Raw genomic sequence first — 20,642 nt, forward strand, 5'->3', positions numbered from 1 at the left:
CTGGCGTACGTGAGCGGCCTTGCCGAACACCCCGCCGGTGCCGATCTCTCACTGAACATCGTCCCCGGGGTCGGGGAGTACTTCGTCCTTCCGGCGCTGACCACCACCGGCCCCTGTCATGTGATGGTGTTCGAAGGCGTCCCGGGTGGACCGATGGATTGCTGGGACGATGTCCACACTCCGCAGGCGCATCTCGAGCGCGCCAAGGAGGTGCTGGCAGAGCACTTCCCTGCGGAATTCGCCAGGACCGGAGACATCGCTCTCACCGATGAGGCCGGAGTATTGCGCGGCCGACTTACACCGACGGTCCGGCGCCCGGTAGCCGAACTTGCCTCGGGCAACGTCGTGCTCGGCATGGCTGACGCTGTTGTCCTCAATGATCCGCTCACGGGTCAGGGCAGCAACAACGCTGCCCACGCGGTCGCTGTGTACCTCGATGCGATCGTGAACCGGGGTGATCAACCGTTCGACGCGCAGTGGATGCAACGCACGTTCGACAAGTTCTGGCGCGGCTGGGCGCAATGGGCCGTGTCGTGGACCAACAGCCTGCTTCGTGGACCGTCCGACCCGGTCCTCGGGTTGTTCGCGGCGGCGCAGGACTCGCCGGCGCTGGCGTCGGCCATCGCCGCAGGCTTCGATGATCCACGTACCGTGCATAACTGGTGGTTCGACGCCGCCGAGGCGCAGCGTGTGATCGAGACCGGGCGGGCCGCCGAGCAGGCTCAGTTCGATCCCCGTGACCTACGGCGTGCTCTCGGCCAGTACGCCACGGGGGTAACGGTGATTACCGCGCGGGCCCCGGACGGTCGGAAGGTCGGTGTCACGGCGAACTCGTTCACCTCGGTGTCGATGGATCCGCCCTTGGTGTCGTGGTGTCCGGCGAGCAAGGCGCCGAGCCTCCCCGACCTCACGGCGGCCACGCATTTCACTGTCAACGTCCTCGCGGCAAACCAACACGATCTGTCCCGGCAATTCTCGACGCCGGCCGAGGACAAGTTCGCCGGTGTGGCGACCACCGAAGGAATTGCCGGCGTTCCCCTGATCGATGACGCCATCGCGCATTTCCAGTGCCGGACGGTCCAGCGAGTAGAGGCCGGCGACCACATCATCTTCCTCGGTGAGATCGAACAATATGATGCGGATCCCGGAGAGCCTCTGGTCTTCCACTCGGGGTCCTACCGCTTGGTGACCAAGCATCCCGACTTCTGACCGCCGCTGCTTCTCTACCGAAAGCGACACCACTCAATGGGTAAGTACATCGAAATCGCCAAGGGCTCCGGTGAGTCCTTCACCGCGTATCTTGCGGAACCGGCACAGGGTTCCGGCCCGGGACTGATTCTCTTACAGGAAATCTTCGGGATCAATGACTACATGCGGGACATGGCCGACCGCTATGCAGAGGAAGGGTACGTGGTCCTTGTCCCGGATCTCTTCTGGCGCTCGGGCGCTCGGCAGGAACTCGGTTACGACCAGGCCGGGTTCACCCGGGGGCTCGAATTGCGGGACGCACTCGACGAGGACCTGGCCGTCACGGACATCGGCGACACCGTCACGGCCCTGCGTGGCCTGGCCACTCACGTCGGCGGCATCGGCCTCATCGGATACTGTCTCGGCGGGCTGCTCGCTTACCTGTCCGCGGTTCGGCTCGACGTCGACTGCGCCATCAGCTATTACGGTGTCGGTGTCCACGACCACCTCGACGAAGCGGCCGAGCTGACCGTTCCCATGGTCTTCCATCTGGCTGAGCACGACTCCTACTGCCCCGAGGATGCCCGCAATTCCATCCGGAAGGCGTTCGGCGATAACGATCGGGTGCGTATCTACGACTACGCCGGCGTCGATCATGCCTTCGCCACCCACGGCCGCGAGGTTTACGAACCCCTCTCCGCCGGACTCGCCTACTCGCGCACCCTCGAGGTTATGCGTACCACTATCGGACCCCGACACGATCTGTCCGCACTCTGGGACCGGCACATCTATTACGAGTTCGAGGCCCGCGATGTTCCGGCCACCATGGCCACGATGGTCGACGAACCCTATGTCAACCACGTTCCAACGCTGACCGGTGGCGTCGGACAGAACGACCTCGCGCGGTTCTACGCCCACCATTTCGTGCACAACAACCCTGACGACACCAAGACGATTCCGATTTCTCGCACCGTCGGAGCCGATCGGATCGTCGAAGAGCAGTTGTTCTGCTTCACGCACGACCGCGAGATCGACTGGATGCTTCCCGGTGTCGCGCCGACCGGACGATACGTCGAAATTCCGTTGGTTGCTGTCGTCACCCTGCGCGGAGACAAGCTGTACAACGAGCACATCTACTGGGATCAGGCGGGTGTACTGGTGCAGATCGGGCTGCTCGATCCGACGGGGCTTCCCGTTGCCGGGACCGCACAGGGTAAGAAACTTCTCGACAAATCGCTTCCCTCGAACGGACTCATGCCCAGCTGGGCGAACAGCGAGGGCAAGCCGATCGCGTAGCGGCCCTACGCGCGGTGGCTGCTGGACCCGAAGTCGTCTGTCAACCGAGTGAGAAATGAACTCGGGACTCGTTCCCATTGTGGCTGCCACCTGCCGAGCTGCAGATCGGACTCGAGCGAGGCCACCACCTCGGCCACAGCTGGTCCTGCGTCGAGCACGACGCGGGGGAGTTCGCGGTCGGCACACAGGGCCAGAGCCGGTATCACGCACTCCTTCGCCTCCGACGTACGGCCGGCCGCGAACAAGCACGTGCAGTGCAGAAGCCGAGCCCTCAGGAGCGCTTTCGGCCGCGACTGCCGGGAGATACGCTCGAGCATCGCCTGCGACCGATGGCACGCGGTCGCCGTTGCTTCCTGATTCGTCGGCGAGGCAGCGTGGAGCAGGAGCCGAATGTCGGAGTCTTCATGCAGCTCTTGCGTGATCAGGTCGATCCCGCTTGTGTGTGAGGCGGGGTCGTCGCTGTCGCGGGGAACTGTCTGTGCCCATCGCGGATGCTCGTCGAAAATCGAAGGATCGGCCAGCGCCAACCGTATTCGCTCGTTCCGGATGCGGGCGGTCAGGCGCGGCAACGTCAGCATCGCGGCGATCTCGGCCCCTTCGTCGAGAAGTTGGTACGCGGCGCCCAGATTTCCGCGCAGCGCCTTGATACGAGACCCGGTGCCGTACGTCGCGAGCATGAAATCGACGATGCCGCCCTCGGACCGGAGGGTATGGCTGGCGTCGAGAAGGACTTCGGCCTCGGACACATGGCCCTGCTCGTACAGCAAGTCTCCCAAGATCGCGCCGGCCACGCGGGTTGCGTACGATTGCCCGCCGCCGGACTGTTTCGCCAGCCGTAGCGCTATCCGGAAGTATTTCTCGGCAGCGGTCGTGTCGAGCTGCTCGTGTGCGGCGATCCCCGCGAAGCAGTATCCGTAGAGGACGCTGAAGGGTCCCGACGTTTGCTGGTTGTAGGGAGTCGCCCACTCCTGCCATCGGCGGGCGGCGTCGTAATCGAACCGGTAGATCGCCTCGAACGACGCGACGTTCGCTGCCCCCGACACCACGAACGGCCGTACGGTCTCGGGGCGTTCGAGACAGTCCGAGATCCGCTCACCGAGCGTGACGGAATGATCGGCGAACAACTCGACGACGCCCCTGACCAACGAAGCCTCGATCAACAGGGCGGTCTGATCCCCGTCTGCGTGAGGGTGCTGGGTCAGCGCTGCTTCCGCGCGGTCCAATGCCCGAAGCGCCGAGGGCGCCGGGTGATGCAGCAGTACGTGCGACCAGGCCAACGCAATCTGTAACACTGGGTGTGCGAGCACCTGTCGGGGTGGGAGTTTGTCGATCAAACCGATGAGCGTCGCCATCTGGGACTGTTCGAGCAATCGCATTCCCTCGCGTTCCACCCACTGCACCGCCAGCTCGGGATTACCCGATGCCAAGGCGTGATCGACGGCCTCACTGAGCAGGTGGTGCTCACCGAACCAGTGGGAGGCACGGAGGTGGAGTTCGCCGACCATGTCCGGTTGGTCTCGCTCGAGCCGGCGACGCAAGAACTCTGCGAACAGGTGGTGGAAGCGGAACCACTCGCCGTCCTCGTCGAGTCTTCGCAGGAACAGGTCCCGGTTCTCGATTTCCTCGAGCCGAGCCTGGGCGTCACTGCTAGCTGTCAGCGCCGACGCGAGTCCGCCGCTGATGCGTCCGGTCACCGATGTTGCGAGCAGGAAGTGGAGAAGCTCGGGTTCGAGCGAGGTGAGGACGTTCTCGGCGAGGTACTCGCCGATCGCGTGGTGGCGCCCGGAGAGTTGCCCGATCAGGGTGGCCGGATCGGTGTGCCCGCGTAGTGAGAGGGAGGCCAGTTGCAGGGCGGCAACCCATCCGTCCGTCGTCTCGCGAAGATTGGCCATGTCGTCGGCGGTGAGGGCGAGTCCTCCTTGGTCGGACAGGAACGATCGCGCTTCCGGGAGGTCGAACCGCAGTGCAGTGGAATCTATTTCGACTAACTCGTCGCGAACCCGCAACCGGCTCAGCGGAAGCCCGGCTTGTGTTCGGCTCGTCACGATGAAGCGCAGGTGGTGGCAGTCGCTGTCGAGCAGAGTCGCCATTGCTGCGACGGTTGCCGCGTCGGAAACCCGGTGCCAGTCGTCGAGGACGACCGTGACCACCTCGCCCGTGTCATGGATCTCGTCGACGAGTGTGGACAGGACGTATCTGGTTGCGTGCTCACCCTGCTCTTGCAGCACCTGTGGGAGATCGCAGGCGAGTGCGGGCCTCACCAACGCAATCGCTTCGAGGAGGTGCGCCAGGAACCAGACGACATTGTTGTCGTCGTGGTCGATACTGAGCCAGGCGACGGGCGCCCCGGAGTCGGTCAGCAAGTCGCGCCACTGGGCGGCCAGGGTGCTCTTGCCGAATCCTGCCGGCGCATGAATCAGCGCGAGCCGCCGATCCCCACCGGCGTGCAGGGCCTCGATCAGGCGGCGCCGCTGCACCGTGGCGCGAGGCTGGGTACGTGGCCGGTACTTCGTCGACAACCGTGGCGGGGTCACCGACGGTGGTCCGGCATGAGCTTCAGGACCCTCGATCAGGTACGGGTGCCCGCGCTGCGTGACGTCCGCGTCCGCCGGAAGATCGGGGGATGTGGCGCGGGTGCGTCGTAGAGCTGTGCGGAGGTCCTGCTCGAGGATGTCCGCGGACACGTGGCGGCGCGTCGGGTCTTCCGACATCGCGCGCTCGATGACACGGCACACCTGCGCCGGGATTCCGGCCTGGCGGAGATCGGGCACCGGTTCGGAGGCCACTCGAAGAAATTGCGCGACCAGTTGTTCACCGTCGCGGCGCTGGAAGGCGGCGTGGCCGGTGATGAGGCAGAAAAGAGTCGCGGCCAGGCTGTAGAGATCGGACTGCACCGTCGGTGCCCGTCCGGTGAACACTTCCGGTGCGGTGAAGGCAGGCGAACCCAGCACTACACCGGTCCCGGTCTCGAAACCACCGTGGATGCGGGCGATGCCGAAGTCCGTGAGTTGGGGTTCGTCGTAGTCGGTGAGCAGGATATTCGAGGGTTTGACATCTCGGTGCAGGATCCCCGCCTGATGCGCTCTGCCCAAAGCGCGGGAGATCTTGATGCCTAGATCGAAGGCCTTCTCCCAGCCGAGCGGTCCGTCGCGACGAATGATCGCTTCGAGCGAGCCGTGGCGGTGGTACTCCATCACGATGTACGGCTGCCCCCGCGGTGTGCTCCCGGCGTGGTAGATGGTCACGATGTTCGGATGGCCCGACAGGCGGCCCATGGCCTGTTGCTCGCGGAGGAAGCGATTCCGGTTTTCGTCATCCACACCGGAGAGCACCTTGATCGCGACCGTCCGATCGAGGGCAGTCTCCATACAACGGTAGACGACACCGAACCCGCCACGCCCGATCTCCACGGGTTCATCGAAGCCGTCCAGGATCAGTTCGCCGGCTATCGCGTGGGGGGCGTCGGCTTGTGTCGCGAAGGGATCGGGGTCAGCCATCTCACCACCTCTGACCCAGTATCACACCAGCGTGGGTGCGGTCCAAGGTCCGTGTGGGCCGCGGCGGATCGCGCCGCGGCCCACACGGTCACTTCGAGTCGGTCACTTCGAGCCGAGGGCCGGAAGGATCACTTCACGGCGATCGGCAGACTCGGGATGTAGGGGGCGTGGGCATAGTCTCCGGACAGCAGAGCCCCGGCGCCGGGGGCGATGGCAGGCAGATCGAGCGCCCGCATCAGTTGGTGCGCGGTGGAGACGGCGGCCGAGATCACCGGTTTGCCGAGTTCGTTTTCCACGATCTCGATCGATTGCAGTGATGGCATCTGGACGCACGCCGAGAGCACGATGACGTCGGCGTCCTGGTAGTCGAGTTGCTTCGCGATCTGCACGAGGTTGCGCGGATCGTGTGCGGCCACATCGAGATTGTTGGGAATCTCCAGCGCCCGGTAGTCACCGACGTCGATGCCCTGATCCTGGATGTACTCGACCACGAGCTGGGTGAGGGGCTTCATGTACGGCGCCACCAACGCGATCTTCTTCGCTCCCAGCACCTCGAGCGCGGAGACCAGCGCGCCGGCGCTGGTGACCACGGGCGCGGGGGCGCCGTTGTCGAGGGTGATCTGGGCCAGCTTCTGTTCGGAGACGCAGTGGTAGCCCTTGCCCATGCTCATGATGGCCACCAGGCAGGCGTAGCCGAGGACGTCGACTCGTGCGTCGGAGAGTTCGGCGGCGCATCGAGTCGAGTCGGCATCCATCGCCTCGAGTTCCTCCTTGGTCACCTCCTTCATCCGCATGCGGCTCGAGTGGAAGGTGAATCGCTCGGGGGCGACGGTTTCCCGCGCCCGGAAGAGGGCGGGTATTTCCGTTTCCATCGTCACGTTGGAGCTCGGCACGATCTGGCCGATACGGTACGGGCGGTTGCTCATCGGGCTTCCCTTTCTGATCGGACAGGCATCAGCGAGCGTCGATGACCGGGTTGCTCAGCGTTCCGATCGATTCGACGGTGCACTCGACCACGTCGCCCGGGGTGAGGAACTGCTGGGGCACGAAGCTGGCGCCGACGCCGGCGGGGGAGCCGGTGGCGATGACGTCTCCGGGCTCGAGGGTCATCCCGGAGGTGATGTCCTCGATCAGCTCGGGGATCGTGAAGAGCATGTAGCGGCTGTTCGACTTCTGCTTGACTTCGCCGTTCACGCGCAGGGACAGGTCCAGGGCGTGCGGGTCGGCGACGTCGTCCGCGGTGCGGATGACCGGTCCGAGCGGCGCGTACGAATCCTGTCCCTTGGAGAAGAACCACTGTCCGCCGCGACGCTGGTCCCGGGCGCTGATGTCGTTGATGATGGTGTACCCGAAGACGTAGTCGAGTGCGTCGCCTGCCGACACGTTCTTCGCGGTGCGGCCGATGACGACGGCCACCTCGCATTCCCAGTCGAGCTGGTTGGTGAGGTTCGCGTTGTGGCGGATCGGCTCGCCGGGGCCGACGACCGCGGTGCCTGGCTTGCTGAACAACACCGGGCGCTGGGGCAGATCCTTGTCGGTGTCGAGGGTCCGTGCCGACTCGGCGACGTGCTCGGTGTAGTTGAGGCCGACGCCGATGATCTTGCCCGGGCGCAGCGGAGCGTGCACGGTGACGTCGGCGATCGGGAGGCTGAACTGCTGCGCCCGGTCACTGGCCATCAGCGCGGTCAGTGCGGCGAGACCCGCACTGCCCTGGTGGATCAGGGTCGACAGATCGGCCGGCACCTCGGCGCCGGTGCTCCGTGCCAGGGCGGTGACGTCGATGACCGTGTCGTCGCGCTGGACGCCGAGCCGGGGGGTGTTGTCACGGGTGGAGAAGGTCAGAAGAATCATGAACGGTCCTTGTTCTGGGGGTTGGTGATGGTGGTGTGCGAGGCGAGTTACTGAATCGGCTGGTGACCGTCGTTCTCCAGGTACGCCTCCTCGCGCCAGAAGGAGAGCGAACGCATGACGGGGAAGTCGTTGAAGGAGAACAGGACCGCCTCCTCGCTGGCGCCGAGGTTGGCATGCTCGTGCCACGCCCAGGAGGGCACGACGAAGATGTCACCCTGCTTCCAGTCGAATCGTCGGCCCGCGATGACCGAGTAGCCTTCGCCTTTGGCCACGTTGTAGACGACCGATCCGGTGTGCCGGTGGGCGCGGGTGTGCTGGTCGGCTCGCAGCAACTGGATGTGGGCGCTCAATGTCGGCATCACCGACCCGCCGGTCCGCGGGTTCGAGTATTCGAGCAGGATGCCGTCGTAGGGTGATCCCTCCGACGCTTTCGCCGCGTTCTGCAGGGCGGCGTAGGTGGGTTCCCACGGGTAGGCGAACAGCGGCGAGTAGGGCTTGGTCCAACCCTCCTCGAAGCCCACGGGACGCAATTGGCCGGCGCCGTAGGTGAGCAGCGAGGAGTTGACCACCGCGCCCCGCTCTTGGTAGTGGTCCGGGTGGACCTCGTAGAACCCGGCGTCGAGGGCATTGACCAGGGGGATGTCGAGTCCGTCCTGCCAGATGACCGGCTCGTCGGAGTCCTCGTTGCCGTGCTCGTGCCAGGTGAAGCTGGGGGTGATGGCGAAGTCACGGGGGCCGACCTTCAGTTTCTGTCCGTCCACCACCGTCCAGGCGCCCTGTCCTTCGACGACGAAGCGCAGGGCGGCCGCCATGTGGCGATGCGCGGTCATCGACTCGCCGGGGCCCATTCCCTGCAGGCCGGTGTACAGCAACCCGACCGCGGCGGTGACGTCCTTGCGTTCGGGATTGACCAGGGCCACCACCCGTCGACCGGCGTCTTCCGGCTTGACCAGCGCGAGCGAGTCGATGACGAACGGGCGGATGTCCTCGTAGCGCCAGAGGATGGGCACCGATGCCGGCTGGGGGAACCACGGCTCGATCTTGTTGGCCACGGTCCATAGCGCCACCGTGTCGCGCTTGCCGAGTTCGTCATAGAACGCTTCCAAGGCTGCGGTGTCCTTGACCCGAGCCCGACCGAGAACGTCGTCACTGAGTGACATGTGTGTTCCTCCCTTGTGTCGGCAACGCATGTGTATGGCGTTGGGCGCGTGCGGCCGACCTGTTCTCAGTGGATGTCGATCGTGCTGCGCAAGCATTCACCGCCCGTCGCAATTTCCAATATACACCTGTCTTGACGATCGTCACAAGGGCGCTATAAAGTTCGGTCATCGACTTCGATGAAAGGTGGTCAGTGACAGATGGCGAAAGTGACGATCGAGCGGACGGTGGAGTGGTACGACACCGATGCTGCAGGCCACCAACATCATTCGTGCATCGTGCGATTCGTAGAAGCCGCCGAGGCGGCGCTTCTTCGTGAGCACGGCCTGGCATGGCTGTTCGGGCAGACCCCGCGGGTACGCCACGAGATCAATTACCGATCGCGGCTGTGGTTCGGCGAAACCGTGACCGTGACCCTCGAGGTGGCACGGTTGGGAAACACCTCTCTCGCGTACACCTTCGAGGTCCGCGGCAAAGAGGGCGTGGCAGCCGACGGAACCCTCATCGTCGCCCACGCCACCCCGGAGTCGCCGACGTCGACGCCGTGGCCGCAACCCGTCCTCGACGCATTCGACCCGATTCGTACCCAGGAAGCAGTGGTGACCAAGTGACCAGTCAAGAAGCAACAGTGCGCTCGGCGCGAGTCGACGACGGACTGCCGTCGTTGAAAATCGCCGTCATCGGTGGCGGCCCGGGCGGCTTGTACTTCGCCGCTCTGGCCAAGCAATTGGATCCGCGAAGGGAAATCACAGTCTTCGAACGTAACGCCGCGGACACGACCTTCGGCTTCGGCGTTGTGTTCTCGGATGAAACCCTCGACGGGATCACCGCGGCCGATCCGAAGATCTTCGCAGACATGGAAGCACAGTTCGCCCGCTGGACCGACATCGACATCCACTACCGCGGTGAGGTGCTGACATCCGGCGGGCACGGCTTCGCGGCAATCGAGCGGCGGACCCTGCTCAACATTCTGCAGACGCGGTGCGCGCAACTCGGTGTCGACGTGCGGTACGACACCATCGCTCCCGCCGCGGAACATCTCGCCCGCACGCACGACCTCGTGGTGGCCGCCGACGGAGTCAACTCGTTCACTCGTAAGTCGAGCCCCGAAGCATATGGCCCCGACCTCGATGTCCGGAACTGCCGCTACATGTGGCTGGCCACCGACAAGATCTTCGACGCGTTCACCTTCATCGTCGCGGAGACAGAATTCGGCCCGATACAGGTGCATGCCTATCCGTTCAGCAGTGAGCGCAGCACCTTCATTGTCGAGATGAGCGAGAAGAGCTGGCGTAACGCGGGATTCGACGCGTTCGCCGCCCAAGAGTTCGCCCTGGGACACAGCGATACGAAGAGCGTCGAGTTGTGCGCCAGCCTGCTCGGCGATCACCTCGAGGGTCATCAACTGCTGACCAACAATTCTCGCTGGATCCAGTTCACGACGGTCCGCAACACGTCGTGGCGCGACGGCAACATCGTCCTCCTCGGCGATGCCGCGCACACCGCGCACTTCTCCATCGGCTCGGGAACCAAGCTCGCCATGGAGGATTCCCTCGCTCTGGCGGCGAGCCTGACCGTCGACGACCGGGACGTCGCACAGGCCTTGCTCCGCTACGAGCAGGAACGGCGGCCCGTGGTCGAATCCACGCAACGCGCGGCGCAGGCCAGCCTGGAGTGGTTCGAGTCGATCGAGCACTCCGTCGGTCAGGCACCTCCGCAGTTCGGGTTCAACCTCCTCACCCGCAGCCGCCGCGTCACCTACGACAACCTGCGCGATCGCGATCCGGAATACATCGACACCCTCAACGACTGGTACCACTGGGCGCAGTCACCGGACTCCACCGAACAGCCGCCCCGTCCGATGTTCGAGCCCTACCGCATCGCGAACACCCGGCTGAAGAACCGCATCGTCGCCGCACCCGTGGCCACCTACTCCGCCACGGACGGGATTGTCGGCGACCCGGAACTCGCACGCCTGGCCGGCGCGGCACTCGGCGGCGCCGGTCTGGTGATGACCGGCATGACGGCCGTCAGCGCTGCCGGACGCGTCACCCCCGCGTGTGCCGGCCTGTACGCCCCCGAACAAATCTTCGCCTACCGTCGAATCACCAATCTGGTCCACAACAACACCACCGCGGCCATCGGCGTCCAGCTCAACCATTCCGGACGCAAGGGTGCGACCACCGTTCCCATCGCTGGCACCCTCGGTACCTCCCTCGGTGACAAGGGCTGGGAGACCGTCGGGCCGTCCGCGATCGCTTTCGGTGACCTCCCCGCGCCCCGCGAACTCGACCGCTCCGAGCTCGAGGACATTGTCGAGGACTTCGCCCGGGCCGCCCGGGCCGCCGACACGGCCGGATTCGATGTGCTCGAAATCCAGGCCGGGCACGGGTTCCTCCTCTCGACCTTCCTGTCGCCGCTGACAAACAAGCGCACCGACGACTTCGGCGGAAGCCTGCGGAACCGCCTCCGCTTCCCGCTGCAGGTCATCGACGCGGTTCGGGCAGCTTGGCCCAAGGGCAAGGCCCTCCTGGTGCGGATCTCGGCCGTCGACTGGTACCCGGGCGGCACAACCATCGACGACGCCGTCGCCATCGCGCGGGCGTTCGCCGAACACGGTGTCGACGCCATCGACGTCTCCAGCGGCGAGGTCGTGGCCGAGGAGCGCCCCGAGTACGGGCGCGGCTACCAGACCCCCTTCGCCGAGCGCATCCGCGCCGACGTCGGTATCTGCACGATCGCGGTCGGCGCCATTTCCTCCGACGACGACGCCAACTCGATCCTGCTGGCCGGTCGCGCCGACCTCATCGGGATCGGCCGCGCGCACCTGCACAACCCCTCGTGGACCTTGCACGCCGCTGCCGAGATCGGCTACCGCGGCGCCGGTGGCCAATGGCCGGCTCTCTACGCGGCCGGATCGGCGAGGCCGCCCACAACCGGACGGGCGCGGCCCCAGCTGGCCCTGTTCGGGGAGGCGGAGCCCACCATCCACCAACGCTGGCGCCCAAATGCCGGCACCATGACCGAGGCGGCACGCTGATGGACACCTTCCCACGTTTCACCGCTGCAGCCGTGCAGGCGTCTCCGGTGTACCTCGACCCGGACGCCACCGTGGAGAAGGCGGTCGGGCTCATCCACGAGGCCGCTGCGGCCGGCGCCACGCTGATTGCCTTCCCCGAGGTGTTCGTCCCCGGCTATCCGTACTGGAACTGGACGATGAACCCGGTCAAGGGAGGGGAGTGGTTCGAACGGCTCTATCGCGCCGCGATCGACATACCCGGCCGGCATCTGGACACCCTTCGTGCCGCGGCGGCCGCCACCAAGACCACGGTCGTGATCGGCGTCAACGAACGCGGCCGCCACAGCCTGGGAGTGTTGTACAACAGCGTCCTCACGATCGGGCCCGACGGTTCCCTGATCGCCGTACACCGGAAACTGGTCCCCACTTGGGCGGAGAAGCTCACCTGGACCAACGGCGACGGATCCACCCTGCGCGTGCACAACACCGAGGTCGGTCCACTCGGCGTCCTGGCGTGCGGGGAGAACACGAACACCCTCGCCCGCTTCACACTCCTGGCGCAGGGGGAGCTCGTACACGTCGCCAACTACATCTCGCTGCCGGTGGCGCCGAAGGACTACGACATGGCCGACGCCATCGCCATTCGTACCGCCGCACACGCCTTCGAGGGCAAACTGTTCTCGGTCGTCTCCTGCTCGACCGTCTCCGAGGAGATCATCGACATCGTCGCCGGGGACGACGAGGAAGCAGCGCAGATGCTGCGGCGCGAGCGCAGCGCCTTGTCCGGGATCTTCGGACCCGACGGGCGCCCCCTCTCCGAACCCCTGGTGGACAAGGAAGGAATCGTCTACGGCGAGATCGACCTGGCTCGCTGCATCGCGCCGAAGCAGATGCACGACATCATCGGTCACTACAATCGCTTCGACATCTTCTCCCTCAACGTCAACACCGCACCGCAGCAGCCGGTCACCTTCAACGGAGGGGGCGGACCGCTCGCCGAACCGGAAGGTGCCCTGATCGGACCCTGGGGTGAAGACGAAATCCCGGGGTACGATCAATAGGTAGAGATGGTGACGATCGTTCCGGCGCCGCTATTTCGAGCACAATGGAAGGCTGGGATGGCGATGGACCCGACAGTGACTGCGGACAGGGCAGCGCTGCCCTTTGCCCAGTTCGAGCAGGTCCACACCGTCGATCTGGACCAGGTTCGCTCGGTGGTCGGTTCCGCCTTCTGTCGTCACACGCTCGAACCCACAGACGGCGACGGCGCAGCGTCCGTCAGGTTCCATTCAGCGACCGCCGGAACCATAGGCTTGCACTATTTGGACTACGGCACCGGCATGCGGATTCGCCCGAGCGATCTCGACGACTTCTACCTCGTTCAGATTCCCCTCTCGGGAGTGGCTGAAATTCATTGGGGATCTGAAACATTCGAGTCGACGCCAACTGTCGCGTCTATTCTCCAGCCGGGAGGGTCGACGACCATGGAATGGCACAAGGGGAACCGGCAGCTGATCGTTCGGATCGATCGCCAGAGTCTGGAGCGGCAAGTGCAAGAGGCGCTCGGTGCCTCGCTTCGCGAGCCACTGCGGTTCGACGTTCGAATGGAGCTGGAGCAACCGGGAATTCGCTCCTGGCGTGGCGTGCTCGACCTTCTGCGGGGCGAGATGGAAAATGGTGGCACCCTGCCGAACGAGCCGATCGTGATGAAAGAGTTCGAACGGCTTTTGCTCAGTCAACTTATTGTGGCGCAACCCAACAACTACACAGAGGCATTGCAGCGGCCAGTGCCGGTGGCGCCTCGAACGATTCGCCGTGCAGTCGAAATACTCGAACATCACGCGGACGAGCTGCTCACTGTCGAGGATGTCGCATCGGCTACGGGCATCAGCGTCCGGGCGCTGCAAGACGGTTTCAAGAAGTACTACGGCACCACGCCGATGGGGTATCTCCGGGAAGTCCGTATGAAAGCTGTTCACGCCCTGCTGCTCGAGGCAGATCCGTCGACCACGACGGTTTCCGATGCGGCGGGCAAGTGCGGATTTCTGCATCTCGGGCGCTTCTCCGTGCAGTACCGAGAGAAGTTCGGCGAGACGCCATCGGCAACGCTCCGGCGATGACGGTCCTGGTGCCCGTGCTCGACAGCGCCACGGAATAGGAAGGTGCGACTACTCCTCCGCGCGAGGTCGACCTGTGTTGTCGTGGCAGGCTAGTTCGGTGCCGAGGCGACTGGCGCAGAGCTCGTTGAGTTCTGAGATCACTCTGATCTCCAGCTCGGTGGGGCCGCGGAGAATCCTGAGCAGGCGCATGAAGTACTGCCTGGGGGAGAGTCCGAAGTTTACGTAGATATCCTCGTTGGAACCACCGCCGTAGTGTTGCCATTGGAGCGCGAAACTGAGTATTCGCGCCTTTTCGGTGGGTCGCACATTGCTGGTGTCTGGCATCGTGTGTGTCTTCTCCCTCAGGTAAATCGATGCGGCAGGGCTGCTCCGCGATGTCGCACACTTACCGCGTACGTGCAGACAGAGCATTCAGCAGGGATTCAAGGCTTTCAGCTGAGGGGAGCCGGGCGACATCTTCCACGATGCGGTCTGCGGCAGCTCGACCCATCACAGGGTCGACGAGCGAGTGGAATTTGGTGACGAGGGTGTCCCAGCGCCGAGCCAAGTGACGCGCGGGCGTCGATTGGTTGACGTTTACTTCTGCGACGCGCTCGGATCCATCGGCGAGAATGACCCGCACGATGGAGGACCGACTGTCGCTGTCGGTGCGAGCGTCGACCTGGACTCGATCACGCAGAGCCACCACCTGCGGGTTGATCAGCGACACCGGCGAGAAGGCCTGTTCGCTGAGGTCGCCCGTCACAAACGCCATGGCCGTGGTGAACCGCAGGCTGAATTTCCCCTCGAGCGGTGTGGAAGGCTCCCCAATATTGCACACCCGAAGGTGTCCCGCCGGGACGAGCACAGTGATCGAATCGATGACTTCTGGTTTCACCCCGGACTCGCGCAGCGACAACGCGCCCTCGATCGCCGAGTGCGTCAAATAGCATGCAGCGTGATACTTGAACAGGACCTCCGTGATAGCTAGTTCGGTCCAGGTCCAGGCCTCCGAGGTGCCGCCGCCATCGGATTGCGTGTCGAGGAAGCCCTGCGTCGTGCCCAGAACGTCGGTGTGTGCCGTGACCCCACGAGCAGCGAGAGTCGCGGCTCTCAAGCCGTTTTCGGCGGCAGAGCCCACCTGTAGGGGCTTTGTCATCGTCCCGAACATCGACTTGAGACCGGCCGCGCGCGACCCGGCAATGCCGAACGCATGCGCCCACTGGTTGTCATCGAGCCGTAGCAGGTGTGCGACGGCTGCCGCGGCGCCGAACGTGCCCACGGTAGCCGTCGCGTGGAAGCCGCGCGCATAGTGCGACGGCTTCATCAGCTGGCCGATCAAGGCTTCGGTCTCGAATCCGGCCACGAACGCCGCGATGAAATCCTTCCCACTGATCGGCATGCCCTCCGCGGCAGCCATGACTGCAGGCAGCAGGGGAGCCGAGGGGTGGCCGTCCATCCGGGATACGACGTCATCGAAATCGATGGCATGTGCTGCGGTGCCGTTGACCAGGGCTGCCTGGGGGCGGGAGACTCGGTGACCGGTGCCCCACAGCGTGGCCTGCGGGCTTCCACCCTCGTCGAGCACATCGTCTCGAACATGCGCCGTCACGGCTTCATGTACCCCTGCGATCGCGACTCCGAGCGTGTCGAGTATGCAGTGCAGGGCACCGGTGACGACCTCCTGTGGGAGATGGTCGAGACTTCGAACCCGTGTGATGACCTGACTGGTGAGCGTCTGCTGGATCGCACCGACCGTAGCGAGTCGGTCGCTGTCGGGTCCGCTCATCGTAAGCGCCTCACCATCGTCGAAACCGACTGTGTCCGTGCTTCCATCGATGCCGCCATCAAGCTGCCAGTCGAGATCCGCGCCGGCGGATGAGCGCCGACCGCTCGCCCTCGAAGACGATGCGGCCGTCTTGTCTGCGACCCCAATGCCGGAACACCACGGTCCCGGGGGCAGCCGCGTCGTCGCCGGGGGTGACCGAGACGACCTCCGTAAAGGCCTCGATGGTGTCCCCGTGGTGTACGGGCGCACGAAAACGTAACCGCGACCAACCGAGCTCGGCCGACGCGTGCTCGGCGGTGTCCTGCGAAGCCAGGCCGTAGACCAGGGAGGCGGTGGCAAGACCGAAGACGAGGCGTTCGTCGCCCAGGGGAGAGCCCTTCAAGAAGTGGTCATTGAAATGCGCCTGTGCCGTGTTCATCACCTGTTTTGCCGGCCCACTGCCTTCGATCTCGCCAACTGTCGCGGCTCGCGAGTGCCGCATCTTCTGGCCGGGGTAGAAATCCTCGAACCAGCCCCAGTGCCCGAGTAGCGCATCGTGGTCGTCGTGGTGGTCAGCCATTGCTGCCGCCCCCCTTTGTATTCGTATTCGTGACGTGATCGTGGATCGTGGACCACTCGGCGAGGACAGTGTCGGCGTCGTCTTCACCGAGCTTGGGACCGCGTCCACGGACGCGGGCCGGGGTGGAACTGAGCTTGATCGGCGAGCCGGCGATGGTCACGGGTGCGTCCGAACCGGGCTGTTCCACCTCGACAAGCATCTCGCGAAGGTAGACGTGTTCGTCGTTGAAAATGTCGGCGGCATCGTGCACGGGTCCGATGGGCACACGGCCACCGAGTGCCTCCACAACCGCCGACGTTGTTCGGTCGGCAAGCCACGCGCCGAGAATTTCGCGGACCTCGACGATATTAGCCAGCCGCGCAGCGTTGTTGACGAATCGGGGATCATCGCTGAGGTCGGGTCGGTCCATGGCCTCGGCCAGAATGCGCCAGTGGTTGTCGCTGGGTGCAGCAACGGCGATCCAGCCATCGAGAGTTTGCATGATGTCGAATGGTGCGAGCAACGGGTGCCCGTTACCCATGGGGCGCGGCACAATTCCAAGATATGAATGCTGGTACACGATACGCTCGCACATCGCGAGTACCGCGTCATACATCGCTACGTCGACGAATTGGCCCTCGCCGGTGTGTTCGGCGTGTCGCACGGCGGCGAGGACGCCCAGGGCAAGTAGCGCGCCGGGGAAGATGTCGCCGATACCGGGCCCCGACTTCAGTGGGGTGCCGTCGAGCGGGCCGGTGATCCCGGCGAAACCTCCCATGGCTTGGGCGACGATGTCGAAAGCAGGCCAAGATTCATAGGGACTTTTGCCGGTTCTGGCGTCGCCGAAACCTCGAAGGGCCGCGTACACCAACCGGGGGTTCTCCTCGGCGAGGGATTCGTAGCTCAAGCCCATGCGTTCCATGACACCGGCGGAGAAGTTCTCCACGATGACGTCGGCCACGCGGACCAGTTCTCGGAACTTCGCGGAGCCGTCGGTGCTCTTCAGATCCAGGACGATGCTGCGTTTGCCGCGGTTGACCGATTGAAAGTATCCGCCGAGTGCTTGGTCGGGGTCGTCGCCGACGCGGTGGGGCCCAACTCCCCTGGTTCTGTCTCCGGTTACGGGCTCAACCTTGATGACGTCGGCCCCGAGGTCGGCCAGCAGCATGGTTGTGTAGGGACCGGCGAGCATGGCGGTGAGGTCGAGTACCTTGATGCCGTTCAGGGGGCCAACGGCGGCGGCAGTTGTCATGCGACACCGCATTTGCGAGCGCGTTCCAGGACACCGTCGAAGATGCGTGCGGTGGCGGCATCGATCATCATGCCTTCGAATGCGGCGGCGCCCAGGCCGGCCTCCTCGGCCTCCTGTACTGCGCGCACGGCTGCGGTGGCGCGTTCGATCTCGATATCAGTCGGCGCGAAAACCTTGTTCGCGATGGCGATCTGGCTGGGGTGGATGGCCCATTTGCCCACGCTGCCCAGCGTTGCGGCCCAGGATGCCTCACGCTCGTAGCCGTCCGGGTTGGAGATCGCGCCGAAAGGCCCGTCGACGGCGTCGAGCCCATTGGCGCGCGCCGCACCGATCATGCGGTTGCGCGCGTAGTGCCACACATCTCCGGGGTAGCCATATGCGCCTTCAGCCGCAGCGCCGATGTGCCCCAGACGAATACCCTGGCTGGCCGAGAGGTCGCCAACGCCGAGAATCAGCGCCTCCAGACGCGGTGAGCAGGACGCGATGTCCTCGACGCAAGACAGGGCCTGGGTCTCCTCGATGAGAACCTCGAGTTTGATGCGTCCCACTTCGAGACCGAGGCTCATCTCGAGCTGTGTCAGGAGATCGTCGACAAACCACACGTCGCGCGGGCTGAACACTTTGGGGATGATGACGACGTCGAGATTCTGGCCGGCCGCGGACACGATCTCGATAAGGTCGCCGTGGCACCATTGCGTGCTGACGGGGTTGATGCGGCACGCACGGGTCTTGTTCCCCCAGTCGAGGGTGTTGAGGCCCTCGATGATGTTGCGCCGAGCAGCGACCTTCTGTGACGCGACTACAGAATCCTCGAGGTCGAGGAAGACCAGATCCGCTTCGCTGGCTGCAGCCTTGGCGATCATCTTGGGGCTGTGGCCGGGGGTCGAGAGCTCGCTACGTCGAAGTCGATTGTCAGACATGATGTTCCCTACGTTGTGAGTTGACGATCGCGCGCGGCGACCAGGTTTGTTCGGACGAATTCGACGACTGTCTCGCCGTGCTGGTTGGTTGCAGTGGTCTGCCAGGTGACGATGCCGACGCCGGCTTTGCTGGCCGAAGGGCGCATCTCGAGGACGCGTGAGTTGGCCACGATGGTGTCGCCGGGGTAGACCGGGCGCGCGAAGACGCAGTCGTCGATGCCGAGAAATGGACCGCCACTTTCGCTGAGATCCTCGACGGATAGCCCTACTGCGGTACACAGCACCAGCATCGGGTTGAGCACCGTGTCCGGGTGGCCCTGTGATCGGGCGTATTCGACATTCAAATGCAGCGGCAGCCAGGCGCAGGTCGCAGTGGAGAACGACACATTATCGGCCTCCGTCAGCGTCCGGCCCCAGTGGTGGGCCATCGTTTGGTCCACCTCGAAGTCCTCGTACTTGTTGCCCTTCGGGACGAGAGGGAAGGAGTCGAGGTCGGGCTCACCGACGTCACGCGCGCCCTGCGATGTTCGTGGTCCGGAGGATGCATCAGGCACAGCTTCGTGCGGGGCCGGGGCCCGGACAGGGTTCGAGTTCATGTGTTACATGATGACGGCAAATCAAAGTTTGTCAACGAACAAGTTTTCTTGGCCGAGCATAAGCGCAGGATAGGACGCATTTCCTGGTGTTCGACTCGCGCCGCTGGGCCGATGTTGTGCAAATAGTAGTTGGCTGTCCACTTATAAACTGATATGTTGCAGATCACGTTGGCGCAATGACGAACGCCACGATGGTTGACAGCGGGAGCGGCAACGGTCCCGCCAGAGAGGAGCTCCACGCCGTGAAGCTAAATGCCTGTGTAGTGGGCTTGGGCACAAGTGACGTCATCGGCGACCCGGGGCGCAGTCCGCTGCGGTTGCAATTCGAATCGTTCCGCGCCGCTCTGCGTGATGCCAACCTGGACAAGGCTGACATCGACGGAATGGTAACTGCGTGGGGAGCCCCGAGAGGGGTGGACTACGACGAGTTCGCCGTCGCGGCCGACCTCGATCTGAAATGGGTGACCCAGCTGTGGACCCACGGTCGCTGGACAGCGACAACCGTGCAGCAGGCAGCCATGGCTGTCACGATGGGCCTGGCCGACGTGGTAGCGGTCATCAACAGCTCCGTATCGGCCACAGGCTACGCCCGCGAGCTGGCTCCGATGAGCACTCCGCTCGGTGGCGTGGACGAGGCGTTTCGCGACGGTGGGGGGCCGTACGCGAACTGGACTCTGCATGGCACGCCGGGCGCCGGTGCCGGGGCCGCGCTTGCCACACAGCAATACATGGACCGCTACGGTGCCACGAGCGCAGACCTTGCCGCGATCCCGGTGACGTTGCGTCGGTTCGCCCACCAGAATCCGATGGCCGTGTTGCGCGATGAGAAGCTCACCGTCGAGCAGTACCTGGACCAACCGGAATTGCTTGGGCCTCTTCGAGAGGCGGACATCTGCCAGATGGTGGACAGCTCTACCTGCCTGCTCGTGACGACGGAAGAACGCGCCGCCGATCTAGGGCGGCCGCTGGTACGCATCGCAGGCATGCAAGGTATCCCGTCGAGCCGCGACAGTTATACGTTCTTTTCTCGTCCCGGTATGGGGGCTGGAGTGAGCCCGAGCTACGACTACGTGGCTCCGAAGACCTTCCCTGTTCTCGAGATGGCCGGCATCGAACGTGACGACCTGGACGGCTTTTACACCTACGACCCCTTTTCGCATCAGATCTGGATGGCGCTGGAGCGGTGGGGCTTCTGTGCAGCCGGCGAAGCCGCCGCCTACTGCCGCGAGAAGGGCATCGGTCTGGACTCACCCCTGCCGATGAACACTTCGGGAGGAAGCCTGGCCGAAGGTCACCTCTATGGCTACGGTCACATGCTCGAGATGGTCCGGCAGTTGCGGGGCGAGGCAGGCGCACGCCAGATCGCGGACGCGAATTTCTTGCAGTGGGGCACTCCGTGGGGTGACTCGCTGGTGTTGACGAATGAGAAGGCGAGCTGA

The 20,642-nt window shown here is 64.5% G+C and carries 17 protein-coding genes; 7 read left to right on the forward strand and 10 right to left on the reverse strand.

Going from position 1 to position 20,642, the window contains the following annotated elements; translation table 11 throughout:
* Positions 1-1,209, forward strand: a 1,209-nt coding sequence (locus L1080_RS00005; protein ID WP_459030073.1) for a flavin reductase, incomplete at its 5' end; no start/stop codon positions are given.
* 36 nt (positions 1,210-1,245) lie between these two features.
* Entirely contained in the window at positions 1,246-2,484 is a 1,239-nt protein-coding gene (locus L1080_RS00010; RefSeq protein WP_250772529.1) for a dienelactone hydrolase family protein, read from the forward strand.
* A 5-nt stretch (positions 2,485-2,489) separates the two neighbouring features.
* On the opposite strand, the gene L1080_RS00015 is transcribed toward L1080_RS00010, so the two are convergent.
* The 4 genes from L1080_RS00015 to L1080_RS00030 all read right to left on the reverse strand — a co-directional run bounded on the left by L1080_RS00015 (position 2,490) and on the right by L1080_RS00030 (position 8,992).
* Entirely contained in the window at positions 2,490-5,981 is a 3,492-nt protein-coding gene (locus tag L1080_RS00015) for a serine/threonine-protein kinase (RefSeq protein WP_250772527.1), read from the reverse strand.
* Positions 5,982-6,109: 128 nt separating this feature from the next.
* Positions 6,110-6,907, reverse strand: a complete 798-nt coding sequence (locus L1080_RS00020) for a maleate cis-trans isomerase family protein (protein WP_280123272.1) — start codon at positions 6,905-6,907, stop codon at positions 6,110-6,112.
* A gap of 28 nt (positions 6,908-6,935) precedes the next feature.
* Positions 6,936-7,832 (reverse strand): fumarylacetoacetate hydrolase family protein, encoded by an 897-nt coding sequence (locus L1080_RS00025; protein WP_250772525.1) that lies wholly within the window; start codon positions 7,830-7,832, stop codon positions 6,936-6,938.
* 47 nt (positions 7,833-7,879) lie between these two features.
* Complete coding sequence (locus tag L1080_RS00030; RefSeq protein ID WP_250772523.1) at positions 7,880-8,992, reverse strand: cupin domain-containing protein; 1,113 nt, start codon at positions 8,990-8,992, stop codon at positions 7,880-7,882.
* 198 nt (positions 8,993-9,190) lie between these two features.
* Between L1080_RS00030 and L1080_RS00035 the strand changes: the two genes are divergently transcribed.
* From L1080_RS00035 to L1080_RS00050, 4 genes are read left to right on the forward strand one after another with little or no spacing between them, the layout of a single operon-like run.
* A complete protein-coding gene (locus tag L1080_RS00035) occupies positions 9,191-9,601 on the forward strand; it encodes an acyl-CoA thioesterase (RefSeq protein ID WP_159924277.1) in 411 nt (136 codons plus the stop codon).
* The gene (locus tag L1080_RS00040) at positions 9,598-12,030 is read left to right on the forward strand and encodes an oxidoreductase (protein ID WP_250772521.1); all 2,433 of its coding nucleotides are present in this window, start codon (positions 9,598-9,600) and stop codon (positions 12,028-12,030) included. The genes L1080_RS00035 and L1080_RS00040 overlap by 4 nt, the downstream gene beginning before the upstream one ends.
* Positions 12,030-13,070, forward strand: a complete 1,041-nt coding sequence (locus L1080_RS00045; RefSeq protein WP_250772519.1) for a carbon-nitrogen hydrolase family protein — start codon at positions 12,030-12,032, stop codon at positions 13,068-13,070. Before L1080_RS00040 ends, L1080_RS00045 begins: the two co-directional genes overlap by 1 nt.
* 6 nt (positions 13,071-13,076) lie before the next feature.
* Positions 13,077-14,129 carry an AraC family transcriptional regulator gene (locus tag L1080_RS00050; protein ID WP_250772517.1) on the forward strand — a complete coding sequence of 351 codons (1,053 nt, stop codon included), beginning with the start codon at positions 13,077-13,079 and terminating at the stop codon, positions 14,127-14,129.
* A 48-nt stretch (positions 14,130-14,177) separates the two neighbouring features.
* On the opposite strand, the gene L1080_RS00055 is transcribed toward L1080_RS00050, so the two are convergent.
* From L1080_RS00055 to L1080_RS00080, 6 genes are all read right to left on the reverse strand, one after another.
* Positions 14,178-14,453, reverse strand: a complete 276-nt coding sequence (locus L1080_RS00055; RefSeq protein ID WP_250772515.1) for a DUF3263 domain-containing protein — start codon at positions 14,451-14,453, stop codon at positions 14,178-14,180.
* A 61-nt stretch (positions 14,454-14,514) separates the two neighbouring features.
* Complete coding sequence (locus L1080_RS00060) at positions 14,515-15,897, reverse strand: MmgE/PrpD family protein (protein WP_250772513.1); 1,383 nt, start codon at positions 15,895-15,897, stop codon at positions 14,515-14,517.
* Between the two features lie 58 nt (positions 15,898-15,955).
* Complete coding sequence (locus L1080_RS00065; protein ID WP_159924283.1) at positions 15,956-16,456, reverse strand: MaoC family dehydratase; 501 nt, start codon at positions 16,454-16,456, stop codon at positions 15,956-15,958.
* Entirely contained in the window at positions 16,449-17,687 is a 1,239-nt protein-coding gene (locus tag L1080_RS00070; RefSeq protein WP_159924285.1) for a CaiB/BaiF CoA transferase family protein, read from the reverse strand. The genes L1080_RS00065 and L1080_RS00070 overlap by 8 nt, the downstream gene beginning before the upstream one ends.
* Complete coding sequence (locus L1080_RS00075; protein ID WP_159924287.1) at positions 17,684-18,607, reverse strand: HpcH/HpaI aldolase/citrate lyase family protein; 924 nt, start codon at positions 18,605-18,607, stop codon at positions 17,684-17,686. Before L1080_RS00075 ends, L1080_RS00070 begins: the two co-directional genes overlap by 4 nt.
* Positions 18,608-18,615: 8 nt before the next feature.
* Positions 18,616-19,203 carry a MaoC family dehydratase gene (locus L1080_RS00080; protein ID WP_159924289.1) on the reverse strand — a complete coding sequence of 196 codons (588 nt, stop codon included), beginning with the start codon at positions 19,201-19,203 and terminating at the stop codon, positions 18,616-18,618.
* Positions 19,204-19,445: 242 nt separating this feature from the next.
* On the opposite strand from L1080_RS00080, the gene L1080_RS00085 reads away from it, so the two are divergent.
* Complete coding sequence (locus tag L1080_RS00085; protein WP_159924291.1) at positions 19,446-20,642, forward strand: thiolase family protein; 1,197 nt, start codon at positions 19,446-19,448, stop codon at positions 20,640-20,642.

Source organism: Rhodococcus sp. MSC1_016, assembly GCF_023667485.2.
GTDB lineage: Bacteria > Actinomycetota > Actinomycetes > Mycobacteriales > Mycobacteriaceae > Rhodococcus_F > Rhodococcus_F oxybenzonivorans.